The following is an 18,024-nucleotide window of genomic DNA, read 5'->3' as shown; positions in this document are numbered from 1 at the left end:
ACCAACCGCGACCAGCCGAACCCGCCCTCGCCGCTTGACAGAGGACATAGGGGCACCCCCCCCACCGGATGTCCGAAGAGCCCGGGGACCTCCTGGACGGCAAGATCCTGATCGACGTCGCCAACCCGCTGGACGTCACGCCCACGGGCGTGCAGCTGCGGCGACCCGTGGAAGGGTCTGCGGGGCAGTACCTGGCGTCGCTCCTTCCGGCGAACGTGGGACACGTGAAGGCGTTCTCGAACCTCGCCACCGCCGCGGTCGCGAGCTCCGCGATCGCCGAGGCGAGCCCGAAGGCGGTCCTGCCGTACCTGGCCGACTCGGCGGAGACATCCGCGCAGGTCCGCCCGCTGCTGGCGCAGACCGGCTGGCAGCCCCGCTACGTCGGCACGCTCCGCAGCGCCCGCGACCTCGAGATCACCGGCACCTACAACCAGGTGTCCGGCCGGCTCGGACGCAACGTTCTCGACGTCGACGAGTTCACCGCCCGGTTCGGCCCCGAGCAGACGCCGGACGCCTGACGGCCGCGTGAGCCATCCGGCACACCGGGCGAAGCGGCGCCGAATCCCGGTCAGTCCCGTCGTGCAGGCGGGCTGAAGGCGTGCTCTGTCTTGATGGATGCCGTCGAATCGGACGCGAAGAACGCCAGGACGTCGCGGGCTCGTCGCGGGTCGGATGAGGTGGTCGCGACGGCGCCCGAGAACACGGTCTCGATGGCGCAGTCCGAAGGCAGGACACCGAGGATGCGCACCCCGGGTTGACCGACGAGCTCGCTGAGCTGCTGGAAGCCGAGGTCGACCTGGCCGTCGGCGAGCAGCCGGGCGACCGGGATGCCGGGTCGCGCCTGCACGAGACGATCGCCCACCTGGCCGGTGAGGCCCCAGTCGTCGATCGTGCGGACGAGCGCCGTGCCGCTCGGGCCGGTGGAGTAGCCGATGCGAGCGGCGGCGCGCAGGGCCTCGCGGACCCCGCGGGCGTCCGCGAACGCCGCCGTGTCGGGGCGGGCGGCGGGCGAGGGCGTGCCCGAGGGAACCGCGACCGCGACGCGCGAGAGCATGAGCGGTGTGACCGTCGCCGCGTCCACGTGGCCGTCTCCGGAGAGCCGGTCCAGAGCGTCGGCGGCGAGGAACACCAGATCGAGCTGCTCACCCCCGGCCACGCGCTGGGCGGCGTCCACTCCGCCGACGGACTCGATCTCGACGAGGGGCAACCCCCTGTCCGCTGCCGCCGTGGCCAGGTCGGCGAGGACCTGACGCGTCGCCATGGAGGAGATGGCTCTCACACGGCCGCCTCGAACGACTCGGCGTCGACCTCGCTCGTCCCGGTGGCGTTGTAGCGCGGCCCCGACACCGTGGCGGTGTCGATCAGCTCGCCCGCGCGCACGAGCACCGCGGGATCGACGACCGTGCCGAGAGAGCGCTGGTTCTCGCGCACGTGGTGCGCATCCGTGCTCCCGGGGATCGGCACGACGTGATCGCCGCGGGAGAGCAGCCACGCCAAGGCCAGCTGTGCCGGCGTGCGGCCGGCCTCGGCGGCGAGGGCTCGCCACGCGGGCAGCAACGCGGCGTTGGCGGCCCAGTGCTCCGGCTGGAAGCGCGGCATCGCGCGGCGGATGTCCTTCGGCGGCAACTGCTCCGGGTCGGTGATGGAGTCGGCGAGGTACCCGCGTCCGACCGGTGAGAACGCGACCAGCGCCACCCCGGCGTCACGGGTGGCGTCGAGGATGCCGAGCTCGGGATTGCGACTCCAGAGCGAGTACTCGTTCTGCACCGCGGCGATGGGCGCCGCCGCGAGCGCCTCCCGGAGACGGTCCACCGACACCTCCGACAGCCCGATGGCGCCGATCTTTCCCGCCGCCACCATCTCGGCCAGCGCCCCGACGCTCTCGGCGATCGGCACCTTCTTGTCCCACCGGTGCAGGTAGTAGAGATCGATGTGTTCGACGCCGAGCCGCCGCAGCGAGGCGTCGACCTGTGCGCGCAGCGTCTCGGGGCGCCCGTCGATGACGTTCACGCCGTCGACGAGCGCCATGCCGCCCTTGCTGGCCAGCACGACCTCGTCCCGACGCCCCGCGATCGCGCGCCCGACGAGCTCCTCGTTGCGGCCGCCGCCGTACAGCGTGGCGGTGTCGAGCAGCTGGACGCCGTCGTCGAGCGCGGAACGCACGAGCGCCACTCCGTCCTCGAGAGACGGAGGGGTGCCGTAGGCATGGCTGAGGGACATGCACCCGAGCCCCATGCGGGGAAGCCTCACGCGAGCTGCTCCTCGAGCGCGCCGAGCACGCGGTAGCAGTCGATGACCTGGCGGATCGACGAGTTCGGCTCGCGGCCCTCGCGGATCGCGCCGACGAACTCCCGGTCCTGCAGCTCGATGCCGTTGAGGCTGACGGCGACCTGCGAGACGTCGATCTGCTCGTCACGACCGTTGTAGAGGTCGTCGTAGCGCGCGATGTAGGTCTCGGTGTCGCCGATGTAGCGGAAGAACGTGCCGAACGGTCCGTTGTTGTTGAACGACAGCGACAGCGTGCAGATCGCGCCGGTCTCGCTCTTGAGCTGGATCGACATGTCCATCGCGATGCCGAGGTCGGGGTGGATCGGGCCCTGGATGGCGTTGGCCTGCACGATCCGACCCGCCTGGTAGGCGAACAGGTCGACCGTGTGTGCCGCATGGTGCCACAGCAGATGGTCGGTCCACGACCGCGCCTCGCCTTTCGCGTTCGTGTTCGTGCGGCGGAAGAAGTACGTCTGCACGTCCATCTGCTGCACCGCGAACTCGCCGGCCGCGATCCGGTTGTGCACCAGCTGATGCGACGGGTTGAACCGCCGCGTGTGCCCGACCATGGCGACCCGGTCGGAGGCGGATGCCGCGGCCAGGGTGGCCTCGGCATCCGCCAGCGAATCGGCGAGCGGGATCTCGACCTGCACGTGCTTGCCCGCGGCGAGCACCGCCTGCGTCTGATCCGCGTGCTGCTGCGTCGGCGTCGCGAGGATCACCGCGTCGACGTCGTCTCGCTCGAGCACGGCGTCGAGACCGAGCACGGCATTCGGCACGCCGTACTTCTCGGCCACCGACTCCGTGGGCTCGGGCCTGGTGCCGCTGACGACGGTCACCTCGGCGTCGGGGATGTTCGCGAGGCCGTCGAGGTGCTTCATGCCGAAGGCGCCGGCGGCGCCGACGACGGCGACGCGAACCTTGTCACTCATGCGTGGACTTCCTCCAGGGGGAGGCTCACACTCTCGGACTCGACGGGCCGCGGCGCGACGGGGTTGGTGACGACCAGGTGGCCGACGGCGGTGTTGGACGCCGGGACGTGGTAGAACCGGTGGTTCACCTCGGGCGCCCCGCCGCCGAACTGGTCGTCCATCGCCCCACGGGCGATGAGCCAGTCCACCAGCTCGATGCCCTCGGATCCGGCCTCGTCGACGTACTCCATGTGCGACCATTCGGTGAGGCCCAGCGGGTCGGCGATCAGGTGGTCGAGGAACGCGTTGTCCCACTCCTCGTTGATCAGTCCCGCGCGCGGGCCCTGCAGCTGGTGGCTCATCCCCCCGGTGCCCCAGATCTGCACGTTGAGCTCGGGACCGTCCCACTTGTCCAGCGCGCGACGGATCGCCTTGCCCAACTCGTAGCACCGACGCCCGGACGGAACCGGGTACTGCACGACGTTCACCGGAAGCGGGATGACCCGGCACGGCCACTCCTCGACGTCGCCGAACACCAGCGACAGCGGCACGGTCAGGCCGTGGTCGACGACCATCTCGTTGACGAGGGTGAGGTCGAAATCGTCCTGGATGACCGACTGGGCGATGTGCGCGGCGAGCTCGGGATACCCCTTCACGTCGGGCACCGGGCGCGGGCCGTAACCCTCGTCGGCGACGGGATAGTGCGCGCCCGTGCCCAGGACGAAGGTCGGGATGATGTTCGAGTCGAACGCCGTGGCGTGGTCGTTGTACACCAGGATGATGACGTCGGGCGTGTTCTCCTTGGCCCACTTCCGGGTCCACTGGTACCCGTCGAAGACCTTCTTCCAGTACGGCTCCTCGGTCTTGCCCAGGTCCATCGCGGCGCCGATCGCCGGCACGTGCGACGTGAACAGCGCCGACGTGAACTTCGCGGGGGCGTCCGGGCGCATCACCTCGGACTTCTCGTTCGAGGGCGGGGTCCACCCGTCGAGATCCTTCAGGCGCACGCCCTCGGGACGTCGGCCACCTCCGACCATCATGTCGCGGTACGCCGCCTCCGACATCCCGGTCATCGAGCCGGCCATCTGCTGGAAGCTCAGACCGTGCGTGGCGCCGATCTTGCTCAGGAAGTAGATGTTGCCGCCCTCGGCGATGCAGGTGTTCAGGTCGAGATCGAGCACCGCCTGACGCTGCACCGGGGTGAGGGGCCATTCGTCGAGGTACGCCTCGCGGTCGGCGAGGTAGCGCTCGCGGTTCTCGGGCTTCATGAGAGACATCGAGAACTGGTTGAGGTGGTAGCCCTTGCGGGCCTGCTCGGCATCGAAGATGGTCGTGCCGGGGATGTCCTTGTACGGCTTGTCGAGTGCCATGGTCATTCTCCTTCGGGCCAGTACAGCCGCGACGGGTTGTCGACGAGCAGCCTCTGCTGCAGTTCGGGGGTCGTCGCGATCTGTGGGATGTAGTCGACCAGCAGCCCGTCGTCAGGCATGTGGTCCTTGAGGTTGGGGTGGGGCCAGTCGGTGCCCCACAGCACGCGATCGGGGAACTCCTCGACCACGCGACGGGCGAACGGCACGACATCCGTATAGGCGTGCTGCTCGCCATTCAGCGCGCGCGGACCGGTGGCGCTGAGCCGCTCGGGGCACGACACCTTCGTCCACACGTTGGGGTTCTCGCGCATGAAGCGCAGGAACAGCTCGAACTCCGGACCCTCCGGGTCCTTCGTCACATCCGGACGCCCCATGTGGTCGACCACGACGTCCGTCGGGATCGCCGAGAAGAAGTCGTAGAGGTCGGGAAGGTCCTCGGCCTCGAAGTAGATGACGACATGCCACCCGAGGGGGGCGATCTTCTCCACGATCGCGTCGAGCGAGTCGGTCGGCACCCGGTCGACGAGGCGTTTGACGAAGTTGAACCGCACGCCGCGCACACCGGCCTCGTGCAGCTCGGCGAGCTCCTCGTCGGTCACGTCGCGACGAACCGTCGCGACCCCGCGGGCACGCCCCTTGCTGCGGCGCAGCGCGTCGACGAGCGCCCGGTTGTCGGCGCCGTGGCAGGTCGCCTGCACGATGACGTTCCGGTCGAAGCCGAGCTGGTCGCGCAGCGCGAACAGCTGCGCGGCCGACGCGTCGCACGGCGTGTACTTGCGCTCGGGGGCGTAGGGGAACTCCGCGCCGGGGCCGAACACGTGGCAGTGCGCGTCGACAGCGCCGGCGGGGAGCCGGAACGTCGGGGTCGTCGGGCCGTCGTACCAGTCCAGCCAACCGGGCGTCTTCTCGAAGCCGCCGCTGGTGTCGCCGTGCGCGATCGCCTGTGCGTGAGCCATCGTCAATCCTCCACGTACTCGAGGCCCGCGGCCGCCAGCGGCTCCCGCATGCCGTAGATGTCGAGACCGAGCACGCCCTCGCGGAACTTCTGGCGCTTGGCCTCCTCGTTGTCCTCGCGCTTCTGCGAGGCGTCGGCGACGGCGCCGACGAGCTCGCGGGGGACGACCACGACGCCGTCGACATCCGCGACCACCACGTCGCCGGGGTTCACCACGGCGTTCGCCACGACCACGGGGATGTTGACCGAGCCCAGCGTCGCCTTGACGGTGCCCTTCGCGCTGATGGCGCGGGAGAAGACCGGGAAGCCCATCTTCTCGAGGTCGGCGACGTCGCGGACGCCCCCGTCGATGACCAGGCCCTTGCAGCCCCGGGCGGTGAGGGAGGTGGCGAGCAGCTCGCCGAAGAAGCCGTCCTCGCTCTCCGTGGTGCAGCCGGCGACGATGACGTCGCCCTCCTGCACCTGCTCGGCGGCGACGTGGAACATCCAGTTGTCGCCGGGCTGCAGGAGCACCGTGACGGCCGGGCCGCACAGCGTCGCCCCGCTGTACGCCGGGCGGATGTACGGCCGCAGCAGGCCGACCCGGCCCATCGCCTCGTGGATCGTGGCGACCCCGAACCGCGAGAGCCGCGCGACGTCGGCGGAGTCGGGCCGCTCGATGCGCGTGCGGACGATGCCGAGGTCGTTCAGTCGCTGAGTCATCGGGTTCTCCAGGGTGAGGTCACAGGCCGCGGGCTCGCAGGGCGCGGTCCAGGCGCGGGTACACGCGGCGGGCGTTGCCTTCGAAGACCTGTCCGCGTCGTTCGTCGGTGAGGTTCCCGGTCGCATCCACGTATCGCTTCGTGTCGTCGAAGTAGTGGCCCGTGCGCGGGTCGACGTCGCGGACGGCGCCGATCATCTCGCTCGCGAAGAGGATGTTCTCGGTCGGGATGACCCCGGTGAGCAGGTCGATGCCCGGCTGGTGGTACACGCACGTGTCGAAGTACACGTTGCCCAGGAGGTGCTCCTCCAGCTCGGGCTTGCCGAGCGCCATCGCCAGGCCGCGGAAGCGTCCCCAGTGATAGGGCACCGCGCCGCCGCCGTGCGGGATGACGAGCTTCAGGTCGGGGAAGTCGCGGAACAGGTCGCCCTTGAGCAGCTGCATGAATGCCGTCGTGTCGGCACCCAGGTAGTGGTCGCCGGTGGTGTGGAACTGCGGCTTGCACGAGGTGCTCACGTGGATCATCGCGGGCAGCTCGTACTCGACGAGCTTCTCGTAGAGCGGATACCAGCTCTTGTCCGTCAGCAGCGGGGCGGTCCACAGTCCGCCGGACGGGTCGGGGTTGATGTTGACGGTCACGACGCCCAGATCGTTCACCGCCCGGTCGAGTTCGGCGAGGGTCGTCTTCGGGTCGACGCCCGGCGACTGCGGGAGCATCGCGCCCGGGAGGAAACGGTCGGGGAACAGCTGCGACACCCGCGCGACGAGGTCGTTGCAGATGCGCGCCCAGGTCTCGCTGACGGCGAGGTCGCCGAGGTGGTGGGCCATGAACGATGCACGGGGACTGAACACCGTGACATCGCTGCCGCGGTCGTCCATCAGCCGCAACTGGTTCGCCTCGATGGTCTCGCGGATGTCGTCATCGCTGATCCGCAGCGCGGCCGGGTCGGGCGCCTCGCCCGCGCCTTCCGCATACGCGATCTGCAGATCGCGCCACGCTCCCAGCTGCGCGGGGGCCGTGGTGTAGTGGCCATGGATGTCGATGATCAACGTGCGTCCTCGTCACTGTGATCGGGTCGGTGCCGGGTGGTGCGTGCCACGTCGGCAGCGGTGCCGGTGCTGTCACCCTGACTCTAGTTCGCTCTATGGGTATGGTCCAATAGATGTAGGAGCCGAACCGTATAGATGGGATCAATGCGATGTCGCTCACCGATCTCAACCAGTTGCGCACTTTCGTCGTGCTGTACGAGCTGCGCAGTCTGACCGCCGCCGCCGAGCGATTGCACGTCACGCAGCCGACGGTCAGCTACACGCTGAGGAGGTTGCGGCAGCGGTTCGGCGACGACCTGTTCCGCCGCCAGGGGAACGAGATGGTGCCGACCCCGCGTGCCCGGCAGCTGTTCGGACCGCTGCACGAGGCACTGTCGCGCATCGATGCCGTGGTGAGCGCGCCCGACGCCTTCGATCCCGCGAGCTTCGGCGGGGAGCTCTCGCTCGCGCTGACCTCGATCGGCGAGCAGACCTTCCTGCCGCCGATCATGCCGGTGCTCGCGAAGGAGGCGCCGGACCTTCACCTGCAGGTGCGGCGGCTGGACGCGGATCAGGTGGAAGACGGGCTCGTCCGGGGCACCATCGACCTGGCGATCACGGTGTCGTTGCTGGACTCGCCGCGGCTGTGGCGCACACCGGTGCGCGACGTGGAGTACGTGGCGCTGTCCTCGCGTGCCCATCCGCTGCCTCCGACCGCCGCGGACATGTTCGTCGGGCGCCGCTTCGTGCGGGTGTCCTCCCGCGGCGGCCACGTGTACCCGCTCCAGGCGATGATCGAACAGGGACTCATGCCGCAGGTGACGCTGACGGTCGAGGAGTACGCCACCGTGCCCGCGGTGCTCGAGGCGACCGATCTCGTCGTGCTGCTGCCGCGACACGTGGCCGAGGTGTTCTGCGGATGGTTCCCCGGTCTGCGCATCGCCGAGCTGCCGTGGCCGGGCCAGAGCACCCCGGTCGCGCTCTACACGCGACGCGAACTGAGCATGTCTCCCGCGCAGACGTGGTTCCGATCGGTGGTGCTGGATGCGGTGGCCGCCGACGACCACCGGCCGACCTAGCCGTTCTTGCGGTTCCAGCTTGCCTTCGCGGGCGCGAAAGGGCTGCGCACGTGGATCGACCAGTTCGAGTGCGGGTGGACGGAGAGGATCGCCCGTTCGAACCACGACCGGGCCTCGTCCGAGAGCTGCGGCAGCACCACGTCCTTGTCGAGGTCATCCTCCGGCCGCGGCCGCAACGCCTTCCAGACCAGCTGCACCTCGGGCGCACCGGTCGGAATGCCGTCGACCTCGAGCACGGCGCGATCCCACGGCAACTGCAGCCGCGGGTCTCGCCGGTACAGCCAGGCATGTTCCGTCCCATCCTCGACGTTCACCTGAAGCACCCAGGCGCCGGAGCGCTCGTCCTGAATCCGCACCGGCTGCACATCGGCATCGTCGGGCGCGTCGGCCCAGGGGATGACGGCGTCCTCCCCCGCAGGCGCCCAGGCGGTGAAACCGGCAGGCAACGCCCGGACCAGCTGCGGCAGCCCGCCTTGGGTGGTGCTCACGTCCGTGTTCGGCCGTTCGCGGATCGTCCGGCCCAGCCAGTGCTCCAGGGCCACCCCGCCCGACAGCCACCAGCGGGCGCTACCGACCCGAAGGAGCTCAGCGACAGCATGAGGCGTGAGGGGCTCCCAAGCCGTTGCAGCATCCGGAACAGAAACCATGAGCCGAGGCTACCGCCGTCGCGTCAGGCAGGGGACCAACCATCGCCGCAACACCGTCGACGCGAGCCGTGTCATCCTGAGCGCATGGCGAACTCGCCCTCCAGCGACTCGATGATCGACCGCATCGTGCGCGTCCTCGAGACGTTCACAGCTGATCGTTCGGTGCAGTCGGCCAGTCAGATCGGGCGCCGAGCGGCGCTGCCGTCGTCCACCGCGCACCGGATCGTGGACGAGCTGGTCGACGCCGGACTGCTCGGACGCGACGAGGACCGCCGCGTCCACCTGGGAATGCGCTTGTGGGAACTGGCCCTCCGCGGGTCGACCGCGCTACGTCTGCGCCAGGCGGCGCTCCCCTATATGGAGCGCGTGCAGACGCACATCCGCCAGCACACCCAACTCGCCGTTCTCGAACAGGACGAAGCACTGTTCCTCGAACGCCTTTCGCACCCCGACGCCGGTGCGAACATCACACGGATCGCTGGGCGGCTACCGCTGCACGCCTCCTCGTCGGGCCTCGTCCTGCTCGCGCACGCTCCCGCCGATCTCCGCGAACGCGTGCTCGCCCAGCCGTTGCGCGCTCTCGCACCCGAGACGGTGACCGATCCCGGACGTCTACGCCGTCTCCTCGCTGGCGTGCGTCGCGATGGCGTGGCGATCGCGCAAGGTTCGATCGAATCCGTCTCGACCGGCGTGGCCGTGCCGATCCGCGACGCAGGTGAAGTCGTCGCCGCGCTTTCCGTGGTGCTACCACGACAAGCGCCGCACACGGCGGCGATCATCGCTCTGCGAGAAGCCGTGACCGGCATCGAGGCCACGCTGCGGTCCCCCCGATAGTCGGCGTCTCCCGTTCAACGGGAATGCGGCGTTCGACCGTCTGAACCGGGTTCACACTGAGCGAGGCATCCGTTGTCACGTCGAAGGAGACGCCCCAATGTCCACCATCCGCACCCGCGTCGCCATCGTCGGCGCTGGACCCGCCGGACTGCTGCTGTCGCATCTGCTCGCGGCGTCCGGCCTCGAGTCAGTCGTCATCGATCAGCGTTCCCGTGAAGAGATCGAGACCACGATCCGGGCAGGCATCCTCGAACAGGGCACCGTCGAGGTGCTCGACACGCTCGGCGCGTTCAGCCGCGCCCGCACCCTGGGAGACCGCCACGACGGCATCGAGCTCCGCTTCGCCGGCAGCGGACACCGCATCGACTTCGCCGACCTCGTCGGCCGCGGTGTGTGGCTGTACCCGCAGCACGAAGTCCTGAAGGATCTCATCGCCGCGCGGCTCTCCAGTGGCCAAGACCTGCGCTTCGGCGTGACGGCGCATCGTATCGAGGACCCCGCGTCCGACCGCCCACGCGTCATCGCCACCGGCGCAGACGGATCGCCTCTCGAGATCGAGGCCGAGTTCGTCGTCGGCGCCGACGGGTCACGCAGTGTCGTGCGGGAGGCCGTAACCGGTTCCCACACAGGCGGGCACTTCCGCGAGTACCCGTTCGCCTGGTTCGGCATCCTCTGCGAGGCGCCGCCCAGCGCCGACGAGCTCATCTACAGCAACTCCCCCGATGGCTTCGCGCTCATCAGCCAGCGAAGCACCACCGTGCAGCGCATGTACTTCCAATGCGATCCCCGCACCGACCCCAGCACCCTCACCGAGGAGCAACTGTGGGAAGAACTGCAGAAGCGGGTGCCGGGGACGACGCTCAAGGAAGGCCCCGTCTTCCAACGCGACGTGCTGCGATTCCGGAGCTTCGTCGCCCTCGAACTGCTTCGCGGCCGCCTCGCACTCATCGGCGACGCCGCCCATACCGTGCCGCCCACCGGCGCGAAAGGCATGAACCTTGCCGTAGCCGACGTCCTCGTTCTCGAGCGCGCGCTGCGCGCGCTTCTGCTCGAGAGGGACAGCCGCCTCGTCGAGGCCTTCCCCGAGACGGCGCTGCACCGCATCTGGAAGGCCCAGCACTTCTCCTGGTGGATGACCAGCATGCTTCACGTCGCCCCCGATGCAAGGGACTTCGACCGCCTCCGCCAGCTCGGAGAGCTCCAATCCGTCGTCGAGTCCGAAGCCGGCCGCCGCTTCCTCGCCGAGGCATACACCGGCTGGCCCCTCCACACCCTCACCTGAGCCGGCGCTCACGGTTCGGACCAGAGGGTGCGGCACCCGCGGGTCGGCGTCAGTCCAGCCAGCCGGGGACCGCGGGAACCACCGGGTAGTCGATCGCAGGCGCGTCGCCAACGATGGGATCCATGCGGATCCGGCTCAGTCGCATGAAGGCGATGCGCCAGCCGGACTCGGTGAGTCGGTAGAGCTCCTCGTAGTAGCCATATCCCCGCATCCCCCTCTGTTCCGGCACGGTGATCCCCATATACCCTCGTGACCCGCGTGGCCACGTCAGATAGTCGGTCATGGCCCAGCGCCCGCGAGCCGAGAAGTCATCGATCCGCCGAAACTGCGGCATGAACCCGTGATGGACGCTGACGACCTCTTCGGTCATGTTGCGCATCAGGTTCTCCACGAACGTGTCGGGGTCGGGCGCGGCGGCCCACAGTCCTTCGAAGACGCAGTCGTCCACGAAGAGTCCGCGCAGTTCGTCCCACTGCTTCAGGTCGACGTAGTGAAAATAGCGTGCCTTCAGGTCGCGGAGCTCCTCTGCCACGGTGGGGGTGACCGCACGTACTCGGGGCATCGAGAAACCATCCTCGCTCTTCACGGCGCCTGGGTACTTCCTCTACTGCTCGTCGATCTCGAAGTCGACCGAGGCGATCTGCTCCGAGATCGCTCCGGAGAGAGGGAAGAGCGGCAGATGCGCGGGGTGCGTCGCGTAGGCACGGACATCGTCGAGGGTGCGGAAGTCGGCGACGAGTGCATAGTCCCATGCGCGTTCGCTGCGCATCACGTCGGGGCCGTGTGACAGTCGGACCAGGCCGGGAATCTTTCCGAGCAGACCATCGAGCAGGTCGCGCCACTCCTCGAGCACGGCAGGATCATGGTTCGCTGCGAACGAGAAGAACACGACGTGACGGATCATCGTGCCCCGGCTCCGTCGGCAAGGCTCAGGTCGCCGATCGACGCGCCGCTGGCGGTACGCCCGAGAAGGTAGGCCATGGTCATGATCGGACCGAGCGTGGCGCCGGCGCCGGGGTAGCCGGCGGCGAAGGCGTTCTCGGAGGCGTTGCCGACCGCAAACAGGCCGCGTATGGCATCGCCGTCTGCGTCGAGGACCCTTCCGAGGCCGTCGGTGGCGATCCCTCCGCTGGTGCCGAAGCAGCCGTTCACCACGGCGAGAGCGTAGTAGGGGCCTTGCTCGAGCGGTGCGAGGCTGGGATTGGGATACGGGTTCTGTTCGTCTCCCCAGTAGCGGTCGTACGCGCTCGCACCGCGGTGGAAGTCCGGATCCTCCCCACGGGCGGCGTGCTCGTTGAATCGCGCGACCGTCTCGGCCAGCGCCTGGGCGGGAACGTCGATCTTCCCGGCGAGCTCTCCGAGGGTTGCTCCTTCGACGAGCCAGTCGGGAGTCGGCTCCTGGCGTGCATCGACCAATGTCGGAGGCCTCCCGTAGCCTGTAAATGTCACATTCACTAGCCAACGTTCCGGGAGGACACCATGGCCACCACACCGACCACCATCAAGGCGGGCACCCCGCGCGACTTCCTCGGCCTCGTGCCCGCGCTGCTCGGCTTCACCCCGCAGGACTCGCTCGTGCTCGTGCCCTTCGAGGCGTCGCGCACGATCGGGGCGATGCGACTCGACCTCGACGCGGATGCCGCGACGCTCGCGCACACCGGCCTCGGGCTGGTCTGCCGAGTGCCGCGCGTGACCGGGGTAGCCGCCGTGATCTACGCCGCCGAGGACGCCGACAGCACCCGCGATCTCGGCCAGCAGATCGCCGATGTCGCCGACCGGCAGGGACTGCACCTGGTGGACGTGCTCTACGTCGCCAGCGACGGCTACGGCAGCCACCTGACCGGCGAGGCACCGCGCCCCGTCGCCGAGATCGCGACCCCGGACGCGCTGCGCGAGAAGGTCGCAGCATCCCAGACCGCCGGGGCGAGCATCCCCGACGCCGACCCGGCGCGTGCCGCCCGGATCGCGTTCGCGGCCGCGCGGATGGACGACGATGCCCTCGCGGACTTCGTCGCCGTCGCGGAGGACGCCCTGACCGGTGACCCCGCCGACCTCGACACCCGCCAGGCTGCGATCCTGCTCACCGGCATCGGCATCCCGCTGTGGCGTGACGTGGCCCTCATCCAGTGGGCCACCGACCGCGGCAACGGCACCCGTGCCCTGGCCGCGCAGATCGGCCACTCGATCATGGGCGCACCCGTCCCCGAGAGCATCGCCCGCACCCTCTACGGACAGGGCGACCGCCCCGACGCCGACCGGCTGACGGCGGGACTCGCGCTCGTGCGCCACCTTGCCGCCTACGCCGACGACCAGGAGCGCCCCAACCTGCTCGCCGCCGCCGCCTGGCTGTCCTGGGCGCTGGGCCGATCCACTCACGCCACCGTCTACACCGACCGCGCCCTCGCGATCGACCCCGACCACGGCATGAGCCAGATCGTCGCGACCCTCTGCTCGGCAGCCGTGCTCCCGGATTGGGCGTTCGCCCGCTGAGCGTCACCGAGTGCCCGCCGGTCACCCCGGCGGGCACTCGCCCGTGACGCACTCGCGATGTCCCCGCGCGATGTCGGAGGCCACCCGTAGCCTATGAATGTCACATTCACTAGCAATCGTTCCGGGAGGACTCCATGACCGAGACCATCAACAACGTCCACGACATCCGCGCAGCCGTCGAGCGCGCGATCCGCTTCCACGCTCCGCTGCGCGCCGAGTTCGACGAGGGATGGACGACCATCGAGCCGGACGAGCTGCGCCAGGCCTGGGACGACTACAGCCTCAGCGACCCGTTCACCCTCGACCCCGCAATGCCCGCCCTGCTCGCTCGCATCGACGCCGACCACCCGGACGACGACCCCCAGGTGTGGGTGCCCCTCGGCGGGCAGGGCGACCCCGACTATCTGGATGCCGTCGTGGTCACCGAGCGCACCGTCACCAAGTACACCGCGCGCGACGGCCAGATCGAGCAGCCCTACTCGCTCCCCGAGGGCGACCCCCACGGCCTCACGCAGAGCGGCTGGCGGGCCGCGGCGAGCGCAGCGCGCTACGCGATCATCGGCCTCAACGCCGACGCCAGCAACACCGAGTACCTGCGCGGGCAGATCGAGGCGTACCTGACCGCGTTCGGTCACTTCGAGCCGGGGCGCGATGCCGACGCCAAGCGCGAGCGGGTCACCGCCGAGATCACCGCGGCGATCGCCGCCCAGTGACCCACGCCGGGGCGGGCGCGCAGACCGCGCCGCCCGCCCCGCCCAATGTCGGAGGCCACCCGTAGCCTGTGAATGTCACATTCACCGTCGAGAGTCCAAGGAGGACGCCATGACCGACACCACCACCCTCATCACCCGCACCCCCGGCGACACGTTCCGCTTCCGCGGCACCGAGTACGTGCTGATCGACTTCGCCCGCACCAAGGCGAAGATCGCAGCCCTCACCGAACCCGGCAAGGTGTACACCCTCGCCCGCACCGCCACCGTCGAGCCGACCGGGCACAGCGACGACGCACTCGCCGCTGCCCTGCAAGCCACCGCGGCCGCGCTGCCGAGCCTGATCCCCGGAACCCGCGTGCGCATCGTCGCCAACCCGCGCACCACCCGTGACGGGCTGGCCGGAGTCGAGACACTCATCGTCCGCACCAACCCCAAGTCATACACGCTCGCCAACGGCTGGCGCGTCAGCCCTGGGCTGGTCGAAGCCGTCTGACCCCCTCGCCGCCGCCGGGTGCACACCTACCCCGGCGGCGGCGAGCACCACCCACCCGAGGGGAGCCGGCTACACGCCCCTCCCCTCGGCGGGAGCACCTCGAGTTCCATCCCCCGCCCGCGCTCGCCGCAGGCCTTCACCGTCCCCAGGAGGACACAATGACCACCACCGAACCCGCGGCCTCAGCCGCACCCCGCATCCCTGCCGACGACCTGATCGACCGGCTGTGGAGTCTCATGCACGACATCGAGGCAGCCGATTTCCCCGCGCTGCGCATCGTCGAGCTCGACGAGCCGACCGACTACGGCGAGCGCACCGTGCTGTGGTGCCCGCGCTGCGATCAGCACGTCAACGTCGAGGACGGCTACCTGCGCGCGATCGACATGGACGTGCGCTACAACAGCGTCGGCCAGATCAACACCATCGAGCGCACCGTGCCGCAGTACGAGGCAGACCCCGACCCCGGCGACGTGCTCGTGTACCTGCACCAGACCGACGCGCACGGCGAGCACGGCGTGCGTCTCCCCGAGGGCTGGGAAGGCGTCTGGAAGGCGTAGCCGCACCCCTGCGACATGAGCGCCCCGCGCCTCTGCCGGGGCGCTCACGCACGCCACGACCGACCCTCTGCTGCGATGTCCGACCCCACCCGTAGGCTGTGAACGTCACATTCACTAGCAAGCGATCCGGGAGGACGCCATGACCACCTACATCACCTTCGGCCCCGACCACGCCGACCTGCACCCGCACGTCGGTACGGGACTGAACCGCGGCTACGTCGCGATCAGCACCGGCGACCGCGGCCGCGACATCGCCGCGGCGTTCGCGATCCTCGGCGAGCAGTGGGCCTTCGACTACCAGGACGCAGCCGCGCTGGATGCCCGCTACCCGGACGGCGAGATCGCCCGCATCACCCTCATCGACGAGGCGGCGCAGAAGGAGATCGCCGGTCTGATCGAGGACACTTTCGCCGCGGCCGAGGGCGACAGCAACGACGCCGAGATCGAGGCGCTACAGGCCGCACGCGACCGCCTGGCCGCGCTGATCGACTACACCCCCGCCCACGAGCGGGACTGGACGCCGCTCGACGCGGCCTGATGTAGGAACCGCTCAGAGTTGTCCGCGGTGCCAGCCACAGAGCCGGGATCTCCCACCGAAGATGTCCACCGGAGTGCGGCCAGATTCTGTGCTGAGTTGTCCACGACGGCTGCGGCCAGCTTCGTCGAAGCCGTCAGTACTTGATTTCCGCTGGATCTCTGAACGCCACTAGACCTACGAGATTTCCTTCGGGGTCGCGAATGAATGCTTGCCATTCTTCTCGCCCTGCTGGTCCGAGCGCATCTGTGGTGTGAGTGAAGATCGGCCGCCCCGGGGATACGATTTCGACCTCGCCGGCTCGGTCGACGGCTAACTCCAGATCATCGACGCGGAGGTAGAGCAGCGCTGACGGTGCCGCGCTCTCGAGTAGCAAACGGACGCCGTCGAGATCGAAGAACACCAAACCGGGCGGATCGAATCGGGCCACAGGGGCGGAGCCGAGCAGTGCGGAATAGAAGGCTGTGGCGCGTTCCAGATCGACCACGCGCTGGGCTACTTGGACGAGAGACGCCATGCTCATTTGCCGTCGCCGTGCACGTCTCGAATGACGGCGAGGGAGCGATCGAGTAGTTCCCGCAGCGCATCTTGGTCCACCCCCGACAATCGGGGGAGGTAGAGGCACGCGCTACTGGTGCGGTGTGGACCGAGCCGCTCGAGCAGGTCGGGCCACCGCTCGGCAAACCCCTCGACCAGGTAAAGCGTGTGCTTGGACCCGGAAGCGAAGGCGATCTCAGGCGCGATACCCTCTCGCCCGCTGTCGTACGCGTAGCCGTATTGGCCGAACCCGACAATCCGTTCCGCCCACACCACCGGCGGGCGCTGTGCAACGTGCTCGAAGAGCTCGAGGAGTTCGGTTACCTCGCCGCGTCGTGGCCCGGTTGCCCGGTCCAGCGCCTCGTCGACGCTGGTGTCGGAAGGCATCACGAGGCGGTCTCCGTTGCTCGCTGCGATTCGATGTATGCCTTGAGTCGGGCCAGATGGTCGCCGTCCTCCTTCTTTGTGATCGCGGCCACCAGGGGCAGCATCATCCGCCGCAGTCCGCCGGCGGCGAGCTCGCACGTCCACTCGATCCGCGTGCCGGTGCCGGCCGGGTGCAGCCGGTAGACGTAGGTCGCGGTGATGCCCTCCGCCTCGCTGGCGACCGCAAAAGCGGTGGGCGGCTCGAGAGCCACGATCTGCAGCTGCCCCGTCGCCTCCTTGCTCTTCACTCGGCGCGTCTCCTCGATGACGGACCCCACAGCGAGCGGGCCATCCGTCACCTTCACGCTCTTCACGACACCGTCGACGTAGTCGACCGCCCTTGTGGGATCTGCCAGCACTGCGAACACTTCCTGTTGCGATCTGTCGATGTGCTCGGTGAACTCGAAAGCGATCATGGGCCTTCTCCTGGGTGATGGTCGGGGTGGTGATCAAGAGGCACATAGGCGTCTGTCCAGCTGACGCGAACGGCGTCGTTCGCGCGCTGGTCGACGTGATGGATCTCGAAGGGCGGTGCGCAGCGCAACCGCCACCCTTCTGAGGGCATCCATTGCACCCCGATAGCCGCGAAGGTCTTCGCGATCTGCTCTGCACCGCCGGTGTGCCGATGCGCGACGCACACCTGCGCCGGCATCTGGCGGTAGGTGAAGGGGTGGGGTGGATCTATCGGTGCGGCAATGGGGATGCCAGCGTCGAAGCGGATCTGCTCGTTGTCCACCACGTAAGGGTCATCTGGGGTGATGCCCACGAGGAGGTCGGAGGAGTGGGCGATGCCGTGCTCTATCGCGAAGGCCCTCAGCTGCTGCCACGGCTCGACCGATGGGTGCCCGATGCCGAGGCCGTTGTACCCGCGATGACGGAGGACGAGCAGGTGCCGCTCGGGGGTGCTCTCAACCCGTACCGGGACGGCATCGAGGTCATAACGGAGTGTCAGCGGCGTCTCTTCTGCGAAGCCCGCAAACGTCGTGCTCTGCTGCGCCAGGTCCGCGTGCTCGCGGTACGCGCGCAGCATCCTCCGATACTCCGATGGACTGATCTCGAACCGCTGCACGAACGCGCGTGTGAAGGTCTCGGGCGTTGCGAACCCGGATTCCAACCTGGAGTCCCGCGGGGTGGTGGTCTTTCGGGCCCGCGGCGTCGTGACCGCGACGGGGTGAGCCATCGTGCGATGGTCAGTGAG

General features: G+C 69.1%; 24 protein-coding genes. 9 read left to right on the top strand and 15 right to left on the bottom strand.

Annotation, left to right across the window (positions count from 1 at the left end):
* The first annotated feature begins 68 nt into the window (after positions 1 to 68).
* Entirely contained in the window at positions 69 to 518 is a 450-nt protein-coding gene (locus AUV07_RS15350; protein ID WP_231868289.1) for a hypothetical protein, read from the top strand.
* Between the two features lie 50 nt (positions 519 to 568).
* Here AUV07_RS15350 and AUV07_RS15345 read toward each other — a convergent pair whose 3' ends face one another.
* Genes AUV07_RS15345 through AUV07_RS15315 form a run of 7 tightly spaced genes read right to left on the bottom strand, consistent with a single transcriptional unit; the run spans position 569 to position 7,254 of the window.
* Positions 569 to 1,279 (bottom strand): substrate-binding domain-containing protein, encoded by a 711-nt coding sequence (locus AUV07_RS15345; protein ID WP_005052156.1) that lies wholly within the window; start codon positions 1,277 to 1,279, stop codon positions 569 to 571.
* Positions 1,276 to 2,250, bottom strand: coding sequence for an aldo/keto reductase (locus AUV07_RS15340; RefSeq protein ID WP_197462163.1), 975 nt, complete (start codon positions 2,248 to 2,250; stop codon positions 1,276 to 1,278). Before AUV07_RS15340 ends, AUV07_RS15345 begins: the two co-directional genes overlap by 4 nt.
* Complete coding sequence (locus AUV07_RS15335; protein WP_005052163.1) at positions 2,247 to 3,200, bottom strand: Gfo/Idh/MocA family oxidoreductase; 954 nt, start codon at positions 3,198 to 3,200, stop codon at positions 2,247 to 2,249. Before AUV07_RS15335 ends, AUV07_RS15340 begins: the two co-directional genes overlap by 4 nt.
* A complete protein-coding gene (locus AUV07_RS15330; protein WP_005052165.1) occupies positions 3,197 to 4,549 on the bottom strand; it encodes a protocatechuate 4,5-dioxygenase subunit alpha/beta in 1,353 nt (450 codons plus the stop codon). Before AUV07_RS15330 ends, AUV07_RS15335 begins: the two co-directional genes overlap by 4 nt.
* Positions 4,550 to 4,551: 2 nt before the next feature.
* A complete protein-coding gene (locus AUV07_RS15325) occupies positions 4,552 to 5,505 on the bottom strand; it encodes an amidohydrolase family protein (RefSeq protein WP_005052167.1) in 954 nt (317 codons plus the stop codon).
* Positions 5,506 to 5,507: 2 nt separating this feature from the next.
* Positions 5,508 to 6,206: a 4-carboxy-4-hydroxy-2-oxoadipate aldolase/oxaloacetate decarboxylase gene (gene ligK / locus AUV07_RS15320; protein ID WP_005052171.1), complete on the bottom strand. Its 699-nt coding sequence runs from the start codon at positions 6,204 to 6,206 to the stop codon at positions 5,508 to 5,510.
* Between the two features lie 19 nt (positions 6,207 to 6,225).
* On the bottom strand, positions 6,226 to 7,254 hold the full coding sequence (locus AUV07_RS15315) for an amidohydrolase family protein (protein ID WP_005052173.1): 1,029 nt from the start codon (positions 7,252 to 7,254) through the stop codon (positions 6,226 to 6,228).
* A gap of 149 nt (positions 7,255 to 7,403) precedes the next feature.
* Here AUV07_RS15315 and AUV07_RS15310 point away from each other — a divergent pair, with 149 nt between their 5' ends.
* A complete protein-coding gene (locus AUV07_RS15310; RefSeq protein ID WP_005052175.1) occupies positions 7,404 to 8,312 on the top strand; it encodes a LysR family transcriptional regulator in 909 nt (302 codons plus the stop codon).
* On the opposite strand, the gene AUV07_RS15305 is transcribed toward AUV07_RS15310, so the two are convergent.
* Positions 8,309 to 8,959, bottom strand: coding sequence for a hypothetical protein (locus AUV07_RS15305; protein WP_005052177.1), 651 nt, complete (start codon positions 8,957 to 8,959; stop codon positions 8,309 to 8,311). The genes AUV07_RS15310 and AUV07_RS15305 overlap by 4 nt on opposite strands.
* Before the next feature lie 84 nt (positions 8,960 to 9,043).
* Between AUV07_RS15305 and AUV07_RS15300 the strand changes: the two genes are divergently transcribed.
* Both AUV07_RS15300 and AUV07_RS15295 read left to right on the top strand, forming a co-directional pair.
* Positions 9,044 to 9,793 carry an IclR family transcriptional regulator gene (locus AUV07_RS15300; RefSeq protein WP_005052180.1) on the top strand — a complete coding sequence of 250 codons (750 nt, stop codon included), beginning with the start codon at positions 9,044 to 9,046 and terminating at the stop codon, positions 9,791 to 9,793.
* Positions 9,794 to 9,890: 97 nt separating this feature from the next.
* On the top strand, positions 9,891 to 11,075 hold the full coding sequence (locus tag AUV07_RS15295; protein WP_005052183.1) for a 4-hydroxybenzoate 3-monooxygenase: 1,185 nt from the start codon (positions 9,891 to 9,893) through the stop codon (positions 11,073 to 11,075).
* A gap of 49 nt (positions 11,076 to 11,124) precedes the next feature.
* Here the strand turns inward: AUV07_RS15295 and AUV07_RS15290 are convergent, their stop codons facing one another.
* From AUV07_RS15290 to AUV07_RS15280, 3 genes are read right to left on the bottom strand one after another with little or no spacing between them, the layout of a single operon-like run.
* A complete protein-coding gene (locus AUV07_RS15290; RefSeq protein ID WP_005052185.1) occupies positions 11,125 to 11,637 on the bottom strand; it encodes a nuclear transport factor 2 family protein in 513 nt (170 codons plus the stop codon).
* Positions 11,638 to 11,679: 42 nt separating this feature from the next.
* Positions 11,680 to 11,979 carry a Dabb family protein gene (locus tag AUV07_RS15285; RefSeq protein WP_005052188.1) on the bottom strand — a complete coding sequence of 100 codons (300 nt, stop codon included), beginning with the start codon at positions 11,977 to 11,979 and terminating at the stop codon, positions 11,680 to 11,682.
* Complete coding sequence (locus tag AUV07_RS15280; RefSeq protein ID WP_005052190.1) at positions 11,976 to 12,491, bottom strand: FAD-binding protein; 516 nt, start codon at positions 12,489 to 12,491, stop codon at positions 11,976 to 11,978. The genes AUV07_RS15285 and AUV07_RS15280 overlap by 4 nt, the downstream gene beginning before the upstream one ends.
* A gap of 63 nt (positions 12,492 to 12,554) precedes the next feature.
* Between AUV07_RS15280 and AUV07_RS15275 the strand changes: the two genes are divergently transcribed.
* The 5 genes from AUV07_RS15275 (at position 12,555) to AUV07_RS15255 (ending at position 15,866) form a co-directional block, all read left to right on the top strand.
* A complete protein-coding gene (locus AUV07_RS15275) occupies positions 12,555 to 13,565 on the top strand; it encodes a DUF4192 family protein (RefSeq protein ID WP_062637444.1) in 1,011 nt (336 codons plus the stop codon).
* 134 nt (positions 13,566 to 13,699) lie between these two features.
* Positions 13,700 to 14,278, top strand: a complete 579-nt coding sequence (locus AUV07_RS15270; RefSeq protein WP_005052196.1) for a hypothetical protein — start codon at positions 13,700 to 13,702, stop codon at positions 14,276 to 14,278.
* 109 nt (positions 14,279 to 14,387) lie between these two features.
* Entirely contained in the window at positions 14,388 to 14,771 is a 384-nt protein-coding gene (locus AUV07_RS15265; protein WP_005052841.1) for a hypothetical protein, read from the top strand.
* A 158-nt stretch (positions 14,772 to 14,929) separates the two neighbouring features.
* On the top strand, positions 14,930 to 15,328 hold the full coding sequence (locus AUV07_RS15260; protein ID WP_062637442.1) for a hypothetical protein: 399 nt from the start codon (positions 14,930 to 14,932) through the stop codon (positions 15,326 to 15,328).
* Between the two features lie 139 nt (positions 15,329 to 15,467).
* Positions 15,468 to 15,866, top strand: coding sequence for a hypothetical protein (locus AUV07_RS15255; RefSeq protein ID WP_062637441.1), 399 nt, complete (start codon positions 15,468 to 15,470; stop codon positions 15,864 to 15,866).
* A 133-nt stretch (positions 15,867 to 15,999) separates the two neighbouring features.
* On the opposite strand, the gene AUV07_RS17435 is transcribed toward AUV07_RS15255, so the two are convergent.
* From AUV07_RS17435 to AUV07_RS15240, 4 genes are all read right to left on the bottom strand, one after another.
* Positions 16,000 to 16,380 (bottom strand): VOC family protein, encoded by a 381-nt coding sequence (locus tag AUV07_RS17435; RefSeq protein WP_082802998.1) that lies wholly within the window; start codon positions 16,378 to 16,380, stop codon positions 16,000 to 16,002.
* 2 nt (positions 16,381 to 16,382) lie between these two features.
* Positions 16,383 to 16,787 carry a DUF1801 domain-containing protein gene (locus AUV07_RS15250; protein ID WP_062637438.1) on the bottom strand — a complete coding sequence of 135 codons (405 nt, stop codon included), beginning with the start codon at positions 16,785 to 16,787 and terminating at the stop codon, positions 16,383 to 16,385.
* Complete coding sequence (locus AUV07_RS15245) at positions 16,787 to 17,242, bottom strand: SRPBCC family protein (RefSeq protein WP_054687628.1); 456 nt, start codon at positions 17,240 to 17,242, stop codon at positions 16,787 to 16,789. Before AUV07_RS15245 ends, AUV07_RS15250 begins: the two co-directional genes overlap by 1 nt.
* A partial coding sequence (locus AUV07_RS15240) for an AraC family transcriptional regulator (protein ID WP_231868288.1) occupies positions 17,239 to 18,024 on the bottom strand: 786 nt, incomplete at its 5' end. The genes AUV07_RS15240 and AUV07_RS15245, both read right to left, overlap by 4 nt.

The organism is Microbacterium sp. CH1 (assembly GCF_001595495.1).
Lineage (GTDB): Bacteria > Actinomycetota > Actinomycetes > Actinomycetales > Microbacteriaceae > Microbacterium.
The sequence above is the reverse complement of the archived record's forward strand: the minus strand, read 5'-3'. Positions and strand labels throughout refer to the sequence as shown.

What these genes read in the sequence shown, in the direction of transcription:
- AUV07_RS15350 (WP_231868289.1), top strand. Translation starts at nt 69, where the DNA reads ATGTCCGAAGAGCCCGGGGACCTCCTGGACGGCAAGATCCTGATCGAC.
- AUV07_RS15335 (WP_005052163.1), bottom strand. Translation starts at nt 3,200, where the DNA reads ATGAGTGACAAGGTTCGCGTCGCCGTCGTCGGCGCCGCCGGCGCCTTC.
- AUV07_RS15330 (WP_005052165.1), bottom strand. Translation starts at nt 4,549, where the DNA reads ATGGCACTCGACAAGCCGTACAAGGACATCCCCGGCACGACCATCTTC.
- AUV07_RS15325 (WP_005052167.1), bottom strand. Translation starts at nt 5,505, where the DNA reads ATGGCTCACGCACAGGCGATCGCGCACGGCGACACCAGCGGCGGCTTC.
- ligK (WP_005052171.1), bottom strand. Translation starts at nt 6,206, where the DNA reads ATGACTCAGCGACTGAACGACCTCGGCATCGTCCGCACGCGCATCGAG.
- AUV07_RS15310 (WP_005052175.1), top strand. Translation starts at nt 7,404, where the DNA reads ATGTCGCTCACCGATCTCAACCAGTTGCGCACTTTCGTCGTGCTGTAC.
- AUV07_RS15305 (WP_005052177.1), bottom strand. Translation starts at nt 8,959, where the DNA reads ATGGTTTCTGTTCCGGATGCTGCAACGGCTTGGGAGCCCCTCACGCCT.
- AUV07_RS15300 (WP_005052180.1), top strand. Translation starts at nt 9,044, where the DNA reads ATGGCGAACTCGCCCTCCAGCGACTCGATGATCGACCGCATCGTGCGC.
- AUV07_RS15295 (WP_005052183.1), top strand. Translation starts at nt 9,891, where the DNA reads ATGTCCACCATCCGCACCCGCGTCGCCATCGTCGGCGCTGGACCCGCC.
- AUV07_RS15290 (WP_005052185.1), bottom strand. Translation starts at nt 11,637, where the DNA reads ATGCCCCGAGTACGTGCGGTCACCCCCACCGTGGCAGAGGAGCTCCGC.
- AUV07_RS15285 (WP_005052188.1), bottom strand. Translation starts at nt 11,979, where the DNA reads ATGATCCGTCACGTCGTGTTCTTCTCGTTCGCAGCGAACCATGATCCT.
- AUV07_RS15275 (WP_062637444.1), top strand. Translation starts at nt 12,555, where the DNA reads ATGGCCACCACACCGACCACCATCAAGGCGGGCACCCCGCGCGACTTC.
- AUV07_RS15270 (WP_005052196.1), top strand. Translation starts at nt 13,700, where the DNA reads ATGACCGAGACCATCAACAACGTCCACGACATCCGCGCAGCCGTCGAG.
- AUV07_RS15265 (WP_005052841.1), top strand. Translation starts at nt 14,388, where the DNA reads ATGACCGACACCACCACCCTCATCACCCGCACCCCCGGCGACACGTTC.
- AUV07_RS15260 (WP_062637442.1), top strand. Translation starts at nt 14,930, where the DNA reads ATGACCACCACCGAACCCGCGGCCTCAGCCGCACCCCGCATCCCTGCC.
- AUV07_RS15255 (WP_062637441.1), top strand. Translation starts at nt 15,468, where the DNA reads ATGACCACCTACATCACCTTCGGCCCCGACCACGCCGACCTGCACCCG.
- AUV07_RS17435 (WP_082802998.1), bottom strand. Translation starts at nt 16,380, where the DNA reads ATGGCGTCTCTCGTCCAAGTAGCCCAGCGCGTGGTCGATCTGGAACGC.
- AUV07_RS15250 (WP_062637438.1), bottom strand. Translation starts at nt 16,787, where the DNA reads ATGCCTTCCGACACCAGCGTCGACGAGGCGCTGGACCGGGCAACCGGG.
- AUV07_RS15245 (WP_054687628.1), bottom strand. Translation starts at nt 17,242, where the DNA reads ATGATCGCTTTCGAGTTCACCGAGCACATCGACAGATCGCAACAGGAA.